We start from the raw sequence: 390 nt of genomic DNA on the forward strand, positions 1-390 counted from the left end.
TTTATTTCAATGTCCATTTTTGACGTGCTTTAGGATTGAGTGGATGCATGATTTCATTTGTTACTGGATTGATGAGTTTCTTTACTTTTTTCTTATGAGGTTTTAGCATTTCCATCACTTGCTCAACACGTTCGACGACAACAGGCCGCTTCGCATAAACACCATAAGCTAGAATCACTGTGTCACTTTCACTTATCGCTTTCATCAAGTGAATATCAGTGTGCTCATCATATGGATTTTTGATATGTTTGAGGTTTTGGGGTGTTTTAATATTAGAGAATAGATTAACTAGATATACAGCGCCATATTGCTCAGAATTAGCTAATTGATTGAGGATGAGAACCGTAGTAAGATCGAGTGATAATACACCATCTAAATGAGGATACATCG

Annotated in this window: 1 protein-coding gene; it reads right to left on the reverse strand. The window is 36.2% G+C overall.

The genetic code is table 11. The features are described from left to right. Position 1: 1 nt before the first annotated feature. The coding region (locus HMPREF3134_RS08000; protein ID WP_256262280.1) for a DUF1643 domain-containing protein at positions 2-390 on the reverse strand (389 nt) is incomplete at its 5' end.

The sequence above is a fragment of the Staphylococcus sp. HMSC14D10 genome (assembly GCF_001808125.1).
GTDB lineage: Bacteria > Bacillota > Bacilli > Staphylococcales > Staphylococcaceae > Staphylococcus > Staphylococcus haemolyticus.